At 56.0% G+C, this 14821-nt stretch carries 16 protein-coding genes; 6 read left to right on the top strand and 10 right to left on the bottom strand.

Going from position 1 to position 14821, the window contains the following annotated elements:
• Window positions 1-8: 8 nt before the first annotated feature.
• Complete coding sequence (locus tag R6G97_RS12030; protein ID WP_046785933.1) at window positions 9-560, top strand: glutathione peroxidase; 552 nt, start codon at window positions 9-11, stop codon at window positions 558-560.
• 4 nt (window positions 561-564) lie between these two features.
• On the top strand, window positions 565-1440 hold the full coding sequence (gene panC / locus R6G97_RS12025; protein ID WP_060494218.1) for a pantoate--beta-alanine ligase: 876 nt from the start codon (window positions 565-567) through the stop codon (window positions 1438-1440).
• 593 nt (window positions 1441-2033) lie between these two features.
• Here the strand turns inward: panC and R6G97_RS12020 are convergent.
• Window positions 2034-2822: a hypothetical protein gene (locus tag R6G97_RS12020; protein WP_080952103.1), complete on the bottom strand. Its 789-nt coding sequence runs from the start codon at window positions 2820-2822 to the stop codon at window positions 2034-2036.
• Window positions 2823-2867: 45 nt separating this feature from the next.
• The gene (locus tag R6G97_RS12015) at window positions 2868-3221 is read right to left on the bottom strand and encodes a hypothetical protein (RefSeq protein ID WP_060494217.1); all 354 of its coding nucleotides are present in this window, start codon (window positions 3219-3221) and stop codon (window positions 2868-2870) included.
• A 137-nt stretch (window positions 3222-3358) separates the two neighbouring features.
• On the opposite strand from R6G97_RS12015, the gene R6G97_RS12010 reads away from it, so the two are divergent.
• Window positions 3359-3706, top strand: a complete 348-nt coding sequence (locus R6G97_RS12010; protein WP_060494216.1) for a helix-turn-helix domain-containing protein — start codon at window positions 3359-3361, stop codon at window positions 3704-3706.
• A gap of 83 nt (window positions 3707-3789) precedes the next feature.
• On the opposite strand, the gene R6G97_RS12005 is transcribed toward R6G97_RS12010, so the two are convergent.
• From R6G97_RS12005 to R6G97_RS11985, 5 genes are all read right to left on the bottom strand, one after another.
• The gene (locus tag R6G97_RS12005; RefSeq protein ID WP_372241096.1) at window positions 3790-4074 is read right to left on the bottom strand and encodes a hypothetical protein; all 285 of its coding nucleotides are present in this window, start codon (window positions 4072-4074) and stop codon (window positions 3790-3792) included.
• On the bottom strand, window positions 4052-4939 hold the full coding sequence (locus R6G97_RS12000) for a recombination directionality factor (RefSeq protein ID WP_046785937.1): 888 nt from the start codon (window positions 4937-4939) through the stop codon (window positions 4052-4054). The genes R6G97_RS12005 and R6G97_RS12000 overlap by 23 nt, the downstream gene beginning before the upstream one ends.
• Before the next feature lie 89 nt (window positions 4940-5028).
• The gene (locus tag R6G97_RS11995) at window positions 5029-6033 is read right to left on the bottom strand and encodes a YqaJ viral recombinase family nuclease (protein WP_046785938.1); all 1005 of its coding nucleotides are present in this window, start codon (window positions 6031-6033) and stop codon (window positions 5029-5031) included.
• Between the two features lie 75 nt (window positions 6034-6108).
• Window positions 6109-7077 (bottom strand): DUF932 domain-containing protein, encoded by a 969-nt coding sequence (locus tag R6G97_RS11990; RefSeq protein WP_060494215.1) that lies wholly within the window; start codon window positions 7075-7077, stop codon window positions 6109-6111.
• A gap of 92 nt (window positions 7078-7169) precedes the next feature.
• The gene (locus tag R6G97_RS11985; protein ID WP_080952104.1) at window positions 7170-7499 is read right to left on the bottom strand and encodes a hypothetical protein; all 330 of its coding nucleotides are present in this window, start codon (window positions 7497-7499) and stop codon (window positions 7170-7172) included.
• A gap of 244 nt (window positions 7500-7743) precedes the next feature.
• On the opposite strand from R6G97_RS11985, the gene R6G97_RS11980 reads away from it, so the two are divergent.
• Entirely contained in the window at window positions 7744-8955 is a 1212-nt protein-coding gene (locus R6G97_RS11980) for a hypothetical protein (RefSeq protein WP_317848139.1), read from the top strand.
• Window positions 8956-9038: 83 nt separating this feature from the next.
• On the opposite strand, the gene R6G97_RS11975 is transcribed toward R6G97_RS11980, so the two are convergent.
• Both R6G97_RS11975 and R6G97_RS11970 read right to left on the bottom strand, forming a co-directional pair.
• On the bottom strand, window positions 9039-9578 hold the full coding sequence (locus tag R6G97_RS11975) for a hypothetical protein (protein ID WP_046785942.1): 540 nt from the start codon (window positions 9576-9578) through the stop codon (window positions 9039-9041).
• Window positions 9571-10446, bottom strand: a complete 876-nt coding sequence (locus tag R6G97_RS11970; RefSeq protein WP_046785943.1) for a WYL domain-containing protein — start codon at window positions 10444-10446, stop codon at window positions 9571-9573. Before R6G97_RS11970 ends, R6G97_RS11975 begins: the two co-directional genes overlap by 8 nt.
• 131 nt (window positions 10447-10577) lie before the next feature.
• Here R6G97_RS11970 and R6G97_RS11965 point away from each other — a divergent pair, with 131 nt between their 5' ends.
• Together R6G97_RS11965 and R6G97_RS11960 are read left to right on the top strand one after the other, a co-directional pair.
• Window positions 10578-11774, top strand: coding sequence for a hypothetical protein (locus tag R6G97_RS11965; protein ID WP_046785944.1), 1197 nt, complete (start codon window positions 10578-10580; stop codon window positions 11772-11774).
• Complete coding sequence (locus R6G97_RS11960; protein ID WP_060492760.1) at window positions 11767-13992, top strand: Mov34/MPN/PAD-1 family protein; 2226 nt, start codon at window positions 11767-11769, stop codon at window positions 13990-13992. The genes R6G97_RS11965 and R6G97_RS11960 overlap by 8 nt, the downstream gene beginning before the upstream one ends.
• Here the strand turns inward: R6G97_RS11960 and R6G97_RS11955 are convergent.
• Window positions 13911-14645 carry a hypothetical protein gene (locus R6G97_RS11955; protein WP_317848138.1) on the bottom strand — a complete coding sequence of 245 codons (735 nt, stop codon included), beginning with the start codon at window positions 14643-14645 and terminating at the stop codon, window positions 13911-13913. The genes R6G97_RS11960 and R6G97_RS11955 overlap by 82 nt on opposite strands.
• Window positions 14646-14821: the final 176 nt, after the last annotated feature.

Here is a 14821-nt window from a genome sequence, read left to right as displayed (position 1 = left end):
CAGTAGTCATGAGCAATTCCATTTACGATATTTCCTTGCAGCAGATCGATGGCACAGCCAGCACCCTTGGCCGTTATCGCGGCAAAGTTCTATTGCTGGTCAATGTGGCTTCGAAGTGCGGGCTAACCCCACAGTATGAAGGTTTGGAAAAACTCTATCAGCGCAAGAAAGACCAAGGGCTGCAGGTGTTGGGTTTCCCAGCTAACAATTTCAAGGAGCAGGAACCCGGCAGCGACACTGAAATCGCCGAGTTCTGCTCGTTGAACTACGGTATACAATTCCCGCTGTTCTCGAAGCTGTCGGTCAACGGCGAAGATCGGCACCCGCTATACGCCGAGCTCACGGCTGCGCAACCCGAGACGATTGGTGAAGGCCCATTCAGGGAGCGGCTCAAGGGCTATGGCATCGTGGCTAATAACCGCACGGACGTGCTGTGGAATTTCGAGAAATTCCTAGTAGACCGGATGGGAAAGGTTGTCGCCCGTTTCGCTCCCGATGTGGCGGCTGACGACCCACGCTTGCTCGAAGCAATCGACGCTCAGTTGGCCAGAGGGGTATAAATCTGTGCTGACAATAGGTACGGTCAAGGCGCTTCACACACACCTTGGGCACCTGCGTGCCGAGCACAGCAAGATAGCGCTGGTGGCCACCATGGGCAACTTGCACGACGGGCATATCGCGTTGGTTGAGCTGGCCAGGCAGAAGGCCGACGTCGTGGTGGTCAGTATCTTCGTCAACCCCCTTCAGTTCGGGCTTGGCGAAGATCTGGCCAATTACCCCAGAACGCTGCAAGCCGACAAGGACCGCTTGGCGGCTGTAGGATGCGATGTGCTGTTTGCACCCACCGTCGAACAGATGTACCCGGATGGAATGCAGGATGTCACTCTCGTCAGGGTGCCACGAGTTTCTCAAGGGTTGTGTGGCGCCTCGCGCCCTGGCCATTTTGATGGCATGGCGACGGTGGTCATCAAGCTGCTGAATGTTGTCCAGCCGGACGTTGCGATCTTTGGTGAAAAGGACTACCAGCAGTTAGCGGTCATCCGTGCAATGGTGCGAGACCTCAACATAGGGACGCAGATCGTGGGGGCGCCGACAGTTCGTGCCCAGGACGGCTTGGCACTCTCTTCCCGAAATGGCTATCTGAGTGAGGAGCAACGTTCGATGGCGCCGTTGCTGCACAAGTGCCTGGTGGACCTAGCGTCATTGCTAAAGCTAGGGCAGGAGGTCGGCCCCTCATTGAATGGTTGCCGACGGCGGTTAGAGGCTGCAGGGTTCGAGCTTGAGTACCTGGAGGTCAGAAACGCGCAGAGCTTGGAACCGGCGACACACGATGACGACCACTGGGTGATTCTGGTTGCGGCTCGTCTAGGTAAGACGCGGCTTATCGACAACCTTGTGGTCGATGTTCTCTTTCCAGCGGTCGTTTCCACCTTGAAGTGAGAGGCGGATTTTCTTCTACAGGAGCTACCTACCGCGTGATTACCCCTTCGATTGTACAGCTCTCTACGGGTTCAGTTGCAATTACAATCTGCGAGCGGAGAAAACGAATCATCCAGAAGATCAACCAACCAGCCTGTTCGACCTGGCTTCCTGTTTGGGAAAGAACGTATCCTTTGCGTGCTTTTGTCTTTCGCACCCAAACAGTCCAGCAGGTGTCTCCAGCGCTTACAAGCAGCGATTGCTAGCTGATCGCGAACGAAAAGTGGTTCTTCAAAGTTCTTGGTGCTGTACAAATGAAGCGAGGCATGAGTGCGTGGCCCGCTGTTGGATAGTGTTCGGTCATTTATTACATAAGCTGCTGTTCTGATGTTAGTTACCCCCTGTTCGTCTCTAGCCGATTGCTGCCCTCCCTGTAGAGGATCCTACGCTTGAAACTTTGCGTGGAAATTTGCGGTGATCGAAGCAACGCAGAATACGAAGGTTGAGGTGACCAAAAAATAATATTGCATTGAAATAAATAAGGGGCGCATGCCCCTTATCTTGAGATTAGCCAATCGGCTGAGTATTCGCTGGTTCAGCAGAGCTCAGAATAGCTATCGCAATAAATAACCCATCGGTTGGCCGTTTTTATCGAAGCAGAGAATTGCTTCACAATATCCGCCCAGCTGATCGGCATTCGATTCGCTGATCTCGGGCAACCATTTACCCAGCTCCGCTATAGGCACCTTATTGTTGTTGATGTGGCAGTCGTCATCCAGACGTGGATTACACCAAGCGGTTTTGACTTCTGGCCATTCGGACCGAGGCGTGGAAGGGCCGTTTGAAGCGGCTGATGCAGCTCCGTCTTTTTCCAGATTCCATGCTGCCCAACCACCGTTGTACCGTTTGTCGAAGGTCGAAACCAGTTCATTATTCGGGACACCGGAATCCATGTAGAACTTCATAAGCAGGCTGCCTGCTTTTGCGTAGGAAACTTGGTGGGTTGTATTGATGTGGTATGCGACTGGCTTGCCATCAGTACTGCTACCTATGCGATACCATATCGAGAGCTGGAACGGTGTATCCTCTTTCCAGTTGCCAACCTCCGCACCTCGAACTCGACAACTGCCACGTTGACACATGCCATTGACTTTATTAGTTAAACGCACATTATGTTGACGTTGCGCATCCCAGAGTTCCACGTAACGGGTACTGGTAAGCCACGTGCAGAACAGCATAGGTTGACCCGTGTGAGCTGGTCTGGTGACACAGGGGATTGCGTCGGGTAAGCCGCTCGGTGACGTTTCATCAGGAAAGAAAGCCGCAGTACCTTGGTATGCGGAAATTTCAGCGTTAGCCTGAGCACAGGACGCAAGAAGAAAAATGCCAAAGATACGTTTCATGGTTTATTTCTGACTATGGCGGGGAGAGTGGGGTAAACAAAACGACTATTTCTTGTAAACAATCTTGAGCTTTTTGTTGACGTAGTCCTTGATGATTTCGTAGTCGGGGTTGTATGTAACCAGCGTATGGCCTACACCTGCCGCGGCCGTTAGTGTTGCAATGGTCAATGTCGCAGGTGTTGTCAGCACGCTGAATACAGCACCGAGTGTGCCGCCCTGTACCACGGTACTTTTCACATCGCTTCTGACTCGACACTTCAGTCCCTGGCTTTCAATCTTGGTTTCAACCAGTTTGATGCCTGCCATGAATTGGCCTCTGAGGCCGTGAATCTGGAAGGATGCTTTGCTTTTCACAAGAGCCTCAATCTGCGCTTCATTCAGACCGGTTACGACGATCATGGTATTTCTCAGCTCCCTGCAAGGTATGGAGATCTTCAAGAGGTCGGAAATCGACCTTTTGAGTTGAGTCTCATCTTGAAAGGCCCTTCATGTCAACAGGTTGATGCTCAACCATCCAGGTTGATCTGGAGGGTGGCATGTCAAAAATTGATTCCAAGCAGTTGGCTGAGGTCGTGGGGCAGGCGATAGCTCGCCAACGAATGCGATGCAAGCTGAGTCAAGAGCAGGTCGCGGAGCGATTAGGATTAGGCAGTGAAGCTGTTTCCCGGATCGAGCGCGGGGTCGTGATGCCTAATGTTGAGCGTCTGGTGGAACTGGCGGCGATCTTTGGCTGCGAGACAGCCGATCTACTCACCGAGGGCAGCTCGCGTCCTGAGGATCAGGCACGTCGATTACAGGCGCTGCTGACCCCGTTGAATCTGGATGATCGGGCGATGGTGCTGGAGTTCGTGGAGCGTTTGGTGGCGCGTCTAAGTCGGGGCTAAGAGCTTTTCATAATGAAAGCCCGAGCTTTCACGCTCCTGCTGGGTTGGAGCTGCCAGGGCCGCTGGCAGCTTACGTATTGCGTCTAGTTCGATGGAGCCGAGGAATCTGCTCCGCTGGGCGCCAATGTATTTACCAGGCGGCAGAAAACCCAGCACGCCAACAGCATGGCAATTAGTAGTGGCGGAAACCGCACTATTAGAAGTACCAGCAGCAGAAGAGCCACGCTACCTGCGAGGATGCCAGCGAAAAAGAGCATGGCAAGGAAGACCCGTAGCAGTTTCATCAATATGTTCTCCTCAAAAGTATCCCTGTTCAGCCAGCGGTAGGGATAAGTATCAGTCGATTCATTGCGCTTCAGCTTGTACATCCAGCTTCTCGGCTAGGCTGATTTTCGACGTACGTTGAGGAAGAACGGCTGGTGCCTGGTTTTCTTCGATAGGGTAGAACTCCTCGGCGATGGCCCTAACGTCTTCCTCGCTGTCCTCGAAGGCACCATTGTCGAAGCCACGCTGTGCCGCCTTATCCAAGGCTGTCTGATCGAAACCTGCTGTTTGCCGCTGCGATTCGAGCTCGCAGGCAGCCTTTAGCGCCTCCTTCATGTCCATGCCGGCCCGTACCGTCAGGTCGACATAGAAGATCGGGGTGCCGAGGCTTTGGCGAGTCGATTTGCCACGCAGACGCAACTCCAGCGGTAGGCAGGCTAGCCGATTACCCGAGATCGCCTGGAAGTAATGCAGGCGAGCCGCCAAGGTCCGGATGCTATTGAAACCCGTGGTGCGGAACACGAAGCTGCCCAGCGGATCGTCGTCGCCAATGACCACGTTCAGCCGGCCGTAGGGCTTGCACGCTCTACCCTGGGACAGCGGACAGGCGTCGGGCGAAGGGCAAGGAAACGACTGTATGCCGTCTTGGGTGACCCGTTTGCAGGTCTCGCCATTACCGACACATAGCGGCCGTCCAGACTGTCGATCGAACAAGGTGTAGTCGGCACGGAAATTCAACTCCGGCTCGTTGAATAGCATTCGCACCGGGATGTTTCGCAGCTTGTCTCCATGGCTCTGACGCAGTTCGTCGTTGAGCGGGTGCAACAGCCAACCGTCCTTGCTCTGTACCTGAGAGGTAATGGTGAACTGATCATCTTTTTCCGGCAGGCGCTTGCCGTTTTTCTCGATGACCTTGCCGATGGAGATGCGCCCGAGAACAGGGGGCGTCAGGGCTAAGCCTTTGAGCATCGTGATTCTCCTGGAAATGAAAAAAAGCCAGCCATGCAGAGCGAACTGCATGGACTGGCCAAGGGGAGGGAAGGGTGAAGAAAATGGAATCAGCCGACCAGAAAACGCCGCGCGCCGGGTTTCAGCAGCGGGTATTTGGCCTGCAGGTAGGGCTTGTCCTGAAGCAGTTGAGCGACATCGAGGGCGACACTGTCCTTGGCTTTGCGCCAGCTGACGTAGCCGCTAGAGAACTCAGCTCGACTGGCATTACCCATGGCCTGCTGCAGAATTTGCTTGAGCTCAGCCTCGCGCTTTTCTTTATCGGCAATCGACTGGCGTACGGCTTTGAGCTCGATGAAGACGGCGCTCAGTCCGGCGTGGTTGCTGAAGTCGATGATCTGGCCGTCATCCTTCGGGTAGAGACAACGTAATGCCGCTTCGGAAGAAGCGGTGCCATTGGCTGGCGGTGGCGTATCGGTCTCCACGTGCTGCCAGAACTTACGCTCCAGTTCGATCAGGCGCGCGATGAGTTGTTCGTCCCTCTCAATTCGATGGACCTCCAGCGTCTGACCGCCAAGCAGCACCGCTACATCTGCAGCCTGCTTGCCCGTGACGGCGAGCTGGTGCATGACCTGCAACACCACATACTCGGGCACGCCTTCCTTCCAAAGGCGTGCCCCGTTTATGCCGGCTGTCTTGCATTCGAGGATCTGTACCTCGTCGGTACCGACGACCTCGCGGTCGATGTTGGCGAGCATCCAAGGCAACTCCGGATCCGGATGCTGCAGTACGGCGTTGGTGCGACGGACCTTGTGTTTGGTGCGCTTGCTGTAGTGCCAGGCCACGATGGGCTCCAGGACATTGCCCCAGTACATCGGGCTTTCTTCATCCTGGGGATCGGCCTTCGGCAGTCCAGTGTCGCGACCGGTCTTCTCCAGCCACAGCTCCAGCTGCGACTTGTATGGATTCAGCCCCACCGCAGCGGCGGCATCAGAACTGCCGATGCCTTGCTTGCGGATCTGCAGCCAGTCCAAGCGCGGCAGCTCCTTGGTGCTGACCAGGCGCAGGGCTGGGCGTTTCTTGCGAGTACTGCCGTTCAATGACATTGCTTTCATGCGGTTCACCTTGAAGACGGAAAAACGCCCGACCAGCACAACACTGACCGAGCGCGAGGGGAGGTGAGGGCGGCTTTAAGCCGCGAGTCGCAGCGCGGCATCCAAGGCGCGTTGCTTGATCTGAGCGCCTTGGCCGAACCACGCCGAGTCCATGCGGTATTCGTTGTTGCGCGCACGGCGCTCGTGGTCGACGTATTCCGTCACAGCGTTGAGCAGACCCCAAGCAGTGCCGCGGGCCGATTCGAGCTGGCTACCGCGACCACGACCTTCATACAGCTCCTGGACTTTGCGCAGGGCGCGCTCGTTCGGTAATACCTCCGGTATTGCACCGGTTGGGCTGGTTTCGCACAGCACGGACATGAAGAATCCCAAAGCCTCGTGCCACTGCACCTTGCGTTCGGCCAGCGTGCGCATTCGGTACATGAAGTCGTCCCATTGCGAGACGGCAATGCCGAGTTGTCTCTTCACGACCTTCGGGTCGAAGCGGGTGTTGTGCGGTACCTTAATCGCCCGGCTGGTGCCATCCAGGGCTATGGTCAGAGTGTTATTGCACACCACCCGCACGGTGGTCGGGGTTGCCGTGGTGGCAAGGGTGCCGTCGCACGACGTGGCAAGCAGCAGATACCCATTGACTTGGTCGTTGCCCCTGAGCGCGGCGCCTTGTCCGGTACGCGCCAGTGCCCAGAACTTGCGACCACCTTTGAGTACGCCAGCTGTTTCCAGCTCGTATCCGGAAACTTCGGTGAGGTCGCGGTAGAACTCCAAAACTTCCCGAGGCTGCACGGTGTGGTAACGCTGCGATACCACTGATAGCGGCGCCTTGGTGTCTGAGCGGTAGAGCACCTTCTGCTCCGGGAAAGAGTGGATCGCGCCCAGGTGGCCCGTGACCTCTGATTTGAAATGCACGGGGCTTTCGAGGATCTGCCAGTCCATGCCCGCTTCACGTTGCCAAACTTCGATGGGTTGTTTTTGAGTGAGTTGATTGCCCAGACCGTGCCATGGAGTGGCGCCGGCATAGGCCATGGTTTCGACGAGATGTGCCATTTGAATGATTCCTTTGGGAGCAAGAGGGCATAAAGTGCTGCGCGAGGCGCAGCACCGTCCGGACGTTATGAGATGAGGAGAGAGGAGCCGGATCAGGTCGGTAGGTTGAAGCGATGACCGCAGAGCAGACAGAGGTTGTGAGCCAGGACGTGGCGGTCGAGCGACTCTCCGAGCTGAGCGCCGAGCGCGCAGCCGCCTACGCCGCCGGCCAGTCCGCCGAGGATGGCGCCCGACACGGTACCGAGGGTGACGCCGACAGGGCCGGCGAACGCGCCGATAGCTGCACCCGCCTGACCGCCAGCCAGGGCAGCGCTGACGCCACGTGCAACACCGCCCACGGTACCGATGGCGGCGCTGACTTTCATGGCGTGATGGAAGGACGCAACTTTGGGGGAGTGACAGCGGGGACACTGCAATGACATGGGTTGAACCTCTTTAGTGGTATGTCAGGGCAGTTATGTGTGGTTGAGTTTTTTTTGAATAGAACAGTTGCCTTGCTCACATTGTCCTAAGGACTCTCGGATAAAGTCAGCGTAGGCCGTCCAACCTGTGCTGAAACAATTCCCCGTTCAGCCACTCCCAGTAAGCTTTGCTCGATCTTGCGCAAGATCAAGCAGACCAAGGCACAAGTGCGCGTGAAGGTGGAGCCCCGTTCCGGGTGATCAAATGGAACGATTCAAGCAAAGGAGTGAGAATTTGATATCCCAGAAAGAACCCGGTGAACTCGAATCACAGAGCGAGCTAAACGACCTGAACGAGAAGCCCCGAATAGAATTCGAGTTCACAGATGAGATGTGCCGGCGAATGATTGAGTCGGAGAAAGAGCATCGACGTGAGCAACGTCGCCAATGGTGGCGTGAGTTCAGTTGGATATCTTGGTTCTTCGATCAATATCCGAATGAGGATTTCTACAGGCCATCACCCGTCGAACGACGCAACACAAGGCAAGAGATGACGTACCACCGTTTCCGCCAGATGACGAGTTGGTCGTTCTGGTCGCGAATGAAATCTTCCACAGGTATCAAGCTGGCTGCAGTGGGCGGCCTGATTGCCACGTTCCTTCAAGCCGCCCCTGAGCTGAAAGGTGCCCAGGCAGCCGTTGGCCCATTGAGTTGGTTGCTGCTGGGTGGCGGCTTTTACCTGCTCGCCGTTCTCTGGTTTGAATTTAGGTGTCCGGTATTGCTCAAGCGTACCCTCGCCGGGAAGGATGAATACCTGGGGATTGAGGGGCGGCGCTGGCTTCTTGCGCTCGTCGAGGATGAACTCAGGCGGTGGTGGAGCATCAAGCTCTACGATATGGAGGTTGGTAGCACTCGACCAGAATCTGGGGAGTATGAGATAGCTCAGGCGATCCAGAGCTATAGGGACACCCCAGCTTATGGTGGCTTTGGGGAGTATGCGGCCGCGCGCATTGAGCACGCACTACATGAGTATGGCCAACTTACCTCGGCGGTCATCTGGACAGAAGGTTACAAGCCAAACGAGTACCACCGGTTCGCCCCGGGGCACCGGATTTGTCCACTGAACACACCTCTTCGCAATTTTTACCTCAGCTGCATGAGTTCAAGCGAGGCAGAGATGGCTAAGGTCGGACAGGAAGGTGATTTGGTGGTGCGCTGGTTTGACAACTCGTTGACATTCCTCACGAAGCTACCGGGTTACCGAAATCTGATGATCTCGGCCTACGCTGAAGGGCTCCTCTACCTGTTCCGCAGCGACGCGTCGGCACTCACCTTCTCTCGTATCATCGCCCAATGGCAGAACACGATGCGCCCATGGAGTCGGCTAGTCCTGATCAGCCTGTTTATGGTCAGCGGAGGTTGCTTTGCCTGGTTCGTTTACCTCCAGCTCACGATCCTATTGCCGGTACTGCCTTAGCCGGCGCAGAGGAGTGTTTCAGGCCTGGGGACATCTGGATTGCCACTGCTACTCGATAGATAGTCGTGACAATCCAGATGTCTTCAACCTTGAGGCGGGGTAGCGGTGGGTGGCTTAGGGGGCTCTCCTTGATCGGTACGGGCAAGACTGCTTCGCGTCTTCTCAATCCCCCACACTGCCTTCGCCACTTCTTCAATTTTCGCGACGAACTTGTCTACGTTGAAGCCTGCGATGAAAGCCAGTGCGAAAAAGCCTATCTCGCTTGCACCAGCATTTGAGCTCGACTCCAGCACCAACAATCCCGCCTTCAAAAACAGGTAGCTGACCGCACCCGCGATCGTACTGGTGAGTGGGCGAATGAAATACCAAACCTGCCAGTCGGGATCCCAGCGCTTGTAAACGCATTTGTTCAGGTAAATCGAGCGGAAGCAGTACAGCGCGCCGCCCACATAGGCTATGGCCCCGCACATCAGGGGCACCTTCAAGGGTGCGTAGGGCTGAGGTAGCCAGTCCAAGGCCATGGAGCCGATGGAATAGGTTGCAAAAACCAGAAGGGCCAGCAGGTAGAAAATGATCAGGATCGTGTAATCCCTTCTTGGCTTGGTTGCGGATGCTTCACTCATCTGCTGACGACTCCCTGACAACTTTTTCAATACGGAGCATCACAATCTGCTGATGCTCACCCACTGTTTCGCCAGGCTTCACGTCCAAATTGAGCCTGCGCTTCAGGTAATACAGCTGAGGTTCACGCGCACGAAGGTAGGCTTCACCGTTCACCATCTGGTAGTCGTGCTCGATCGCTTTTCGTTTTTCAGGCGGATAGCTCGGGTTTGGGCCGATGACCACGTCGACAAAGGTTTCCCATTCCACGTCCTGGGGCACCTTGGCGGGCGCCGTCATCGACGCATGCAAAGCGGTGATGCGACCCAGTACGAAATCCTTGAATTTTTCGGATCGGAAGCAGTACGCGCGGGTATGCCATCGGAAGCCGTCATGCGCGAACGTCGTGGGAAAAATCGTGCGCAGCTCCGGAGAATCGAAGTTGGTCATTGATCGGTAGTCGACCTCGACGGCCTCACCCATCTGAATCGCTCGGATCAGCTTGATCAGAATCTGCTGATCCACCTGTCTTGTGGGGGATGGCAGGCTTGCAACGGGGGGCGCCCAGCCGATGAAACTGTCTGAAGGCGCGATATTCCCGATGCCGCGCTGCAGCAGCTCATTCAGGTAATGCCCAGGATCAGGATTCGCGAGTACGGGCTTGAAGTTGGGGCCGGCCACATATGCCTTGAGCGTACGATCGTAGGCCATATTGTCCGGAGCCAGCTCTTGGTAAGCCGAGAAATCCAGGGAAGCCTGTGGAACAGAAATTCCGAAAAAACCGGTCAGGTCGGAACGGTTTAGCCTGCCCTCCCAGAGCAGTCGAAAGTCAATGAATTCGAGGCGGCGTTCCTGGCCCCAGCGACCTGTGCGAGTAGCGGTAGCAGTCATGGAGGATCAGCCTGAAGAAGGTTGGGTATAAAAAATATTCGCATAAAATCTAGACGGGTTGAATTTCTATACGTATCTTATCTTACCTGAAGCGTTTCTCATAGTTGGCGCAGTGCCCGGGGAGGGATGAAATGGCTGCCAAGGTGACTTTTTTCCAAGTAGGTACTGGCGACATGACGTTGATCCGGCTCGCCGACACGTCAGTGACCACCATTTTGATCGACTCGCGTATCCGCCAGGCTGCGGATAACTCCAACGATGACACGCCTGATGTCGGACGTGCGTTGAGGGAGCGGCTGCAGTGGGACGAAAAGGGACGTCCATTCGTGAACGCCTTCTTGCTTAGCCACCCAGACCAGGATCATTGCGCAGGCATGAGAAAGCATTTCTGGCTCGGTGATCCTGCCGACTACCCAGATGATGAGAAGGGGCGTTGGGAAAAGCGGATCATGATTCGCGAAATGTGGTCGTCTCCTCTGGTTTTCCGTCGGAGCTCGAAGAAGAACCATGTCTTGTGTGACGATGCCAAAGCCTTCGACAAGGAAGCGCGGCGGCGTGTGGAATATTGGCGTACCTACCGTAGTGCAGGGCACGGTAACCGCATCAAGATCATGGGCGAAGATAACGCAGGTAAGACTGACGATCTGGGCCCGATCCTGATCAAGTCCGGTGAAAAATTCAGCGGCATTGCAGGTGAGGATATGTCGCCATTCTTCACTTCCCACTTGCTCGCACCCGCGCCGCATGAAGATGACGCTTATCTCGAAGAGCGCCTGTCGAAAAACGAGTCGAGCGTGGTCATGAACATCCAGATTTCGCCCTTTGGCTACGCACAGACGAGAACTAAATTCCTCGTCGGCGGCGACGCTGAGGTGTTGATCTGGGAGCGCATGTGGGAGCGCTTTGAGCAGACGCCGGAGGTGCTCGAATATGATCTGCTGCTGGCACCTCATCATTGCTCTTGGCACACGCTTTCCTGGGATAGCTGGTCGGGCCTGGGAGAAAAGGCGAGGGTGAGTTGGGATGCACGCCAAGCGTTGAGCCAGGCCCGCAACGGAGCAACGATCGTTTCCAGTAGTGTTGAAATTCTCGACGACGACTGCGATCCGCCGTGCATTCGGGCGAAGCGCGAATACCAGGCAATTCTGGACGATGTGGACGGCTGGTTCTCGTGCACAGGCGATCTGGGCGAAAAGGCAGCCATGGACTTTGAGGTCTGCACGGATGGTAAGGTGAAACTGCTTGCCGCTGCTGTAGCACTCGCTGGTGCGGTGCCCAGTTCGGTAGCCGCTTCAGTTCCGCCTCGCGCAGGCGCCTGTGATGCTTGAGTACTTCGAGCTAGGGGATGCGAGGCCTGATTGCGGGGAAGACGAACTGTATCCTCAAACGCAGGCCTTACTGAGCGCCTTGCGGGCGTGCCCCTATACCGATGTTCGAGAGGTTCGGGCAGATTCATCGGGGAAAGACGGTACCGAATACATCGTCATTGATGCAGGTGACGGGACCGTGGATGCCGGCAACCAAGCGGGTATCCGCCGGCGGGAGCGCTTGGCGATTGGAGTCAATCCCAGGTATCGCGTACCAGTCGTCGTTTACACCCTACGCAAGGACTTCCCGCTGCTTTCTCACCAGCATCCGCCATCGAGCGATGGGCCCCGGGTTCTGTGTTTGTACGATAGCGCCTGGTCGACAGTAGAGCGCAGTTGGACGCCGGAGCGCTTCATAGCGCGAATGTTCTGGTGGCTGCGGGAGTCTGCGTTGCTGAAGTTGCACAGGGATGACCAACCGCTAGAGCAGCTGTTTTACATGAGCCCTTACCAACTGATCCTACCCTCGAACTACCCAGATTACGCCAAGGCAGGTAGTAGGACGTTGACCATCTTCAAGGTCGATCAGGGCGACTCGGTGATTCTGAAAGCTGAGCCGTCCAGACCCGACGATCAATCGAAGACGGTGCGAATGGTGCCGGTGATGGTTGAGCCGGTAGGAACGACCACGCTGGCCGGCTTTCCAGAAACACTTGGGAAATTACAGGATCAACTCGTTTCGTGGGGGAGCGATCTCTACGGCGCCTTGTATGACACCGTCTACGAGGCAATCGAAGGGGGGATATCGCCCGCGCACGGAAAAGGCGAGGGTATTCTCATCACCGTGTGGATTCCTCGCGTCCGTGAAGGCGGTGCTGAGCGGATCGATGTCGCGGGATACATGCTGAATGCTTCCCTGTTTGACCTTGCGACTGCATTGGACATGCTTGGTATGCCTGATGCAAAAGGGCTGTGTCAGCGGATCACGTTGTTGGGTGGGGCTGCCGGCTCGGCCTGGCGTTCCCTTTCACTGATGCCTGTGGAAATCCGCACAGCACTCACTCCGCAAACCGCACGAGATCTCTCCGGCACCCCAGAAGAGCACAGTGAAATCAAAGGCGTACTCGCCGGAGTGGGCGCTCTGGGTAGCGTGTTGGCTGATTTATGGATACGCCAAGGGTGGGGGCAATGGACTTTCATCGATCCTGACCGATTGCTGCCTCACAACCTTTGTCGGCACATCGCTTTTGATGGATTCGTTGGAATGCCCAAGGTCAAGGTATTGCAGGAAATGGCTTGTGCTACCTATCCCAACTGGACGCCACCTAGCGCTATTGATCGAAGTGTCCTGGACGAGTCCGCAGAGGTCACCTCATCGTTGACCAGCGCCGACCTTGTCGTCGATGTCACTACAACCTTCGGGGTGCCCCGAGAGCTTGCGCGCAGAGATGAAGCTCCGCGTACAGTAAGTCTATTCGTCACTCCTTCTGGTCAGTCTTGTGTGATGATTTTGGAGGACGAGGCGAGACGGCATCGGGTTGATGGTTTGGAAGGCCAATACTATCGGGCACTTCTTCATCATGAGTGGGGACGTACGCACCTGGTCAGTCATCTGGGTGACCGCTGGGTGGGCGGGGGATGTCGAGATATTTCGGTCAGACTGTCGGGCGAATACATCCACTTGCACGCAGGGATTCTGGCTAGACAGCTCCGCAAGTCGGTGGCGAAGCCTCAGGCCAGGATCTGCGTTTGGGAGTGTGATGAGCAGTCGGGAGCGGTAAGAACGCACGAAATTGAAGTTGCCCAGATACATTCAGTGGAGTCTGCTGGATGGACGGTGAAATATGATGAGGCCCTGGTTCAGAAGCTGCTCACCTCTCGCCTTGCGGCGCTGCCGAATGAAACGGGGGGCGCGATTCTCGGCGTCACCGACCTGAAAACGAAGACCATCGTTATCGTGGATGTTTTACCAGCTCCCCCAGACAGTGAGGCGAGCCCGAGCCACTTTATAAGGGGACAGGTAGGTCAGGCTGAGGCCCTGGGCACAGTGCACTCGCGCACTGCTCGGGTGGTTGACTACGTAGGGGAATGGCACTCTCATCCTGATAATTGTCCTGCTCGCCCGAGCCAGCTGGATGAGCATCTGCTGGATACACTTCATCGCAAGATGAGCGCGGAAGGATTGCCAGCGCTCATGGTGATTGCGTCCAAGGGGGAGGTTGCGGTGTTTGTTCGGTAACGAGCGTAGACCACGTCGCTAGGTTGGCAGTGCGGCGCGGTGAATGGGCGGTCTGAGACCGCCCTGCAACGTTTAGATGAGGCCGCTTTTTTTTGCTCGCGACGATAACGCCGCTTGACCTTATCCATGGGCGGATTCTCAACCACTCGATCGCGCTGATGGAACAACGAAGGGAAGTTTGCTCTGACAAGCTCGGGAGGCGCGACGGCAAATGAGGCCCAGTTCCATTGCCAGGCGATGAACTCCGCTTGGGTCTCGATCACATACAGCGGCATGTCGAAAATTTCTCGGAAATCCATAATAGCCAGCCTGCCGTGGTCGGCACTGGGCATTCGGATTTCTCGGCCATGCTCGTCCCAACCAATGAAGTACGAATCATAGCTGATCGACTTCCCGTCGAAGTGGCTGAGGCGGATGTGCCCAATGTCCTGTTTGGGTACACGGATGCCGCAGATCTTCTTCATCAATCCCGTGTAGTAGTCACCAAGGCGATCGGACGGAGCGGTTTCGACACACTGTGTGAAATGCTTGAAACTCTGATAGCCGAGACGCTTGGCGAGGTAGTTCAAATACTGGGTATGTTTAAGCTTGGGGGCACCGGCAACCTCAGTTTCTTTGAAGGTTTCGATGATAGATTCGGCTGTGAAAGGCATGACATTGACTCCAAAGTCATGGCCGTAAAAGCACCTTGCCAGGGGACAAGTCCTGGATGCTTCGCTGGGCTTGCTGCGAGCCGGGCTGGCCACGGGGAGTAATGTGGTTAGCGTCAAAACACCGATCTTTCCCACGCAGCAGGGCGGTTCACGGCGACCTGGGCTCTAGGCCCTGT

The organism is Pseudomonas sp. HTZ2, from assembly GCF_033173945.1.
In the GTDB taxonomy this organism is placed as follows: Bacteria; Pseudomonadota; Gammaproteobacteria; order Pseudomonadales; family Pseudomonadaceae; genus Aquipseudomonas; species Aquipseudomonas guariconensis.
This window is presented reverse-complemented; position numbering and strand designations above follow the sequence as displayed.

Excerpts from the sequence above, each read along its gene's own strand:
- R6G97_RS11965 (WP_046785944.1), top strand. The coding sequence starts at position 10,578 with ATGGCTGCCAAGGTGACTTTTTTCCAAGTAGGTACTGGCGACATGACG.
- R6G97_RS12005 (WP_372241096.1), bottom strand. The coding sequence starts at position 4,074 with ATGTACAAGCTGAAGCGCAATGAATCGACTGATACTTATCCCTACCGC.
- R6G97_RS11955 (WP_317848138.1), bottom strand. The coding sequence starts at position 14,645 with ATGCCTTTCACAGCCGAATCTATCATCGAAACCTTCAAAGAAACTGAG.
- R6G97_RS11985 (WP_080952104.1), bottom strand. The coding sequence starts at position 7,499 with ATGTCATTGCAGTGTCCCCGCTGTCACTCCCCCAAAGTTGCGTCCTTC.
- R6G97_RS12020 (WP_080952103.1), bottom strand. The coding sequence starts at position 2,822 with ATGAAACGTATCTTTGGCATTTTTCTTCTTGCGTCCTGTGCTCAGGCT.
- R6G97_RS11970 (WP_046785943.1), bottom strand. The coding sequence starts at position 10,446 with ATGACTGCTACCGCTACTCGCACAGGTCGCTGGGGCCAGGAACGCCGC.
- R6G97_RS12015 (WP_060494217.1), bottom strand. The coding sequence starts at position 3,221 with ATGATCGTCGTAACCGGTCTGAATGAAGCGCAGATTGAGGCTCTTGTG.
- R6G97_RS11995 (WP_046785938.1), bottom strand. The coding sequence starts at position 6,033 with ATGAAAGCAATGTCATTGAACGGCAGTACTCGCAAGAAACGCCCAGCC.
- R6G97_RS11980 (WP_317848139.1), top strand. The coding sequence starts at position 7,744 with ATGGAACGATTCAAGCAAAGGAGTGAGAATTTGATATCCCAGAAAGAA.
- R6G97_RS11960 (WP_060492760.1), top strand. The coding sequence starts at position 11,767 with ATGCTTGAGTACTTCGAGCTAGGGGATGCGAGGCCTGATTGCGGGGAA.
- R6G97_RS12030 (WP_046785933.1), top strand. The coding sequence starts at position 9 with ATGAGCAATTCCATTTACGATATTTCCTTGCAGCAGATCGATGGCACA.
- R6G97_RS12010 (WP_060494216.1), top strand. The coding sequence starts at position 3,359 with ATGTCAAAAATTGATTCCAAGCAGTTGGCTGAGGTCGTGGGGCAGGCG.
- R6G97_RS11975 (WP_046785942.1), bottom strand. The coding sequence starts at position 9,578 with ATGAGTGAAGCATCCGCAACCAAGCCAAGAAGGGATTACACGATCCTG.
- R6G97_RS11990 (WP_060494215.1), bottom strand. The coding sequence starts at position 7,077 with ATGGCACATCTCGTCGAAACCATGGCCTATGCCGGCGCCACTCCATGG.
- R6G97_RS12000 (WP_046785937.1), bottom strand. The coding sequence starts at position 4,939 with ATGCTCAAAGGCTTAGCCCTGACGCCCCCTGTTCTCGGGCGCATCTCC.